Genomic DNA, 2,431 nt, shown 5'->3' with positions numbered 1-2,431 from the left:
TGTTTGGTGAGGGCGTCTCCAAAACCGGCGAACTGGTCGATCTCGGGGTCAAGGCTGGTATTGTCGAGAAGTCTGGCGCCTGGTTTTCCTATAACTCGCAGCGTCTCGGCCAGGGCCGCGAAAATGCCAAGCTGTTCCTGCGTGACAATCCCGACACGGCACGCGAGATCGAGTTGTCGATCAGGCAGAATGCCGGGCTGATCGCCGAGAAATTCCTCGAGAATGGCGGCCCTGAGCGCGGCGATGATGACGGTTTCGAGGAAGAATCCGGCGCGATGTAACAGCTTCGTGCGCGATGCCGGCCGGAGTTCGGCCATAATCGCGTTCTATTATCTCAGGCTTATGTAATCGAGTTCCGTGTTATTGCGTTTCGAAACCGCCGGCCCAGTGCCGGCGGTTTTGCGTTTTGGCGGCGGAACCAGGCCGGGTCGAACGGCCGGCAAAGGCCGTGGATTGGACCAATTCCGTGTTTCTGGACAGGGTGAAGCGCGGCGGCTAAAAGGCCAAGTCCTAATCTTCTAGAACGCAGAGCCCATTTCCGCCGGTTTGCCGGCGGCTCTTCCGAAAAGGCAGCATCATGAGTGGCGTGAACGAAATCCGGTCGACATTTCTCGACTACTTCCGCAAGGAGGGTCACGAGATCGTCGCATCGAGCCCGCTGGTGCCGCGCAACGACCCGACGCTGATGTTCACCAACGCCGGCATGGTGCAGTTCAAGAACGTCTTCACCGGTCTGGAGAAGCGGCCCTACTCGCGCGCCTCGACCGCCCAGAAGAGCGTTCGCGCCGGCGGCAAGCACAACGATCTCGACAATGTCGGCTACACCGCGCGCCATCTGACCTTCTTCGAGATGCTCGGTAATTTCTCCTTCGGCGACTATTTCAAGGAGCGCGCCATCGAGCTTGCCTGGAACCTGATCACCAGGGAGTTCGGGCTGAACAAGGACAAGCTGCTGGTCACCGTCTATCACACGGACGACGAGGCGGCCGGCTTCTGGAAGAAGATCGCCGGTTTTTCCGACGACCGCATCATTCGCATCGCGACCTCGGACAATTTCTGGGCGATGGGCGACACCGGACCGTGCGGGCCGTGCTCTGAAATCTTCATCGACCGCGGCGAACACATCTGGGGCGGCCCTCCCGGCAGCCCGGAGGAAGATGGCGACCGTTTCCTGGAATTCTGGAACCTGGTGTTCATGCAATATGAACAGGTGACGAAGGAGGAGCGCATCGACCTGCCGCGTCCGTCGATCGACACCGGCATGGGCCTGGAGCGCATGGCATCCATCCTGCAAGGGGTGGAAAGCGTCTTCGAGACCGATCTGTTCCGTCACCTGATCGACGCGGCCTCGTCCGCGATCGGGCATGGTCCCGACAAGGAGACGGTCGCGTCCTACCGGGTCATTGCCGATCATCTGCGTTCGTCCTCCTTCCTGGTGGCGGACGGCGTGCTGCCTTCGAATGAAGGCCGGGGCTATGTCCTGCGCCGCATCATGCGCCGCGCCATGCGCCATGCGCAGCTGCTGGGTGCCAACGAACCGCTGATGTGGAAGCTGGTGCCGGCGCTGGTGCGCGAAATGGGCCAGGCCTATCCGGAGCTGCTGCGCGGCGAACAGTTGATCACCGAGACGCTGAAGCTCGAGGAGACCAGGTTTCGCAAGACGCTGGTGCGCGGCCTCGGCCTGCTCTCCGAGGCGACGGAGACGCTGCATGCCGGCGACATGCTGGACGGCGAAACGGCCTTCAAGCTCTACGACACCTACGGCTTCCCGCTCGACCTGACGCAGGACGCACTGCGCCAGCGCAGCATCTCGGTCGATCTTGCCGGCTTCACCAATGCGATGGAGCAGCAGAAGGCCGAGGCGCGCAAGCACTGGGCCGGCTCCGGCGACGCGGCGACCGAGACCATCTGGTTCTCCGTGCGCGAGAAGGCGGGCGCCACCGAGTTCCTCGGCTATGAGACTGAAGCTGCCGAAGGCATCATCCAGGCGCTGGTCAGGGACGGCAAGACCGTGGACAGCGCCGGCAAGGGCGACGCGGTGGCGATCGTCGTCAACCAGACCCCGTTCTATGCCGAGTCCGGCGGCCAGATGGGCGACACCGGCGTTGTTTCAGGCGAGGGCTTCTCGATCGACGTTTCGGATACGCAGAAAAAGGCCGACGGGCTGTTCGTCCATGTTGGCAAGGTGGCCAGCGGCACGGTCAGGACCGGCGCCGCCGTCGAGCTGAAGGTCGACCATGCCAGACGCTCGCGGTTGCGCGCCAACCATTCCGCGACGCATCTGATCCATGAAGCGCTGCGCGAGGTGCTGGGCAGCCATGTCGCGCAGAAGGGCTCGCTGGTCGCGCCCGAGCGCCTGCGCTTCGACATCTCGCACAACAAGCCCATTTCACCGGAGGATCTCGAAGAGGTCGAGCGCATGGCCAACGAG

General features: G+C 62.8%; 1 protein-coding gene and 1 pseudogene. Both read left to right on the top strand.

Features of this window, described 5'->3' with window-relative positions; translation table 11 throughout:
* A pseudogene (locus tag EOC06_RS44100) lies at positions 1-281 on the top strand (DNA recombination/repair protein RecA); the annotation flags it as partial.
* Between the two features lie 296 nt (positions 282-577).
* On the top strand, positions 578-2,431 hold a 1,854-nt coding region (gene alaS, locus EOC06_RS33010), incomplete at its 3' end, for an alanine--tRNA ligase (protein ID WP_245470294.1).

The organism is Mesorhizobium sp. M7A.F.Ca.MR.362.00.0.0 (assembly GCF_004023175.1).
Lineage (GTDB): Bacteria > Pseudomonadota > Alphaproteobacteria > Rhizobiales > Rhizobiaceae > Mesorhizobium.
The sequence above is the reverse complement of the archived record's forward strand: the minus strand, read 5'-3'. Positions and strand labels throughout refer to the sequence as shown.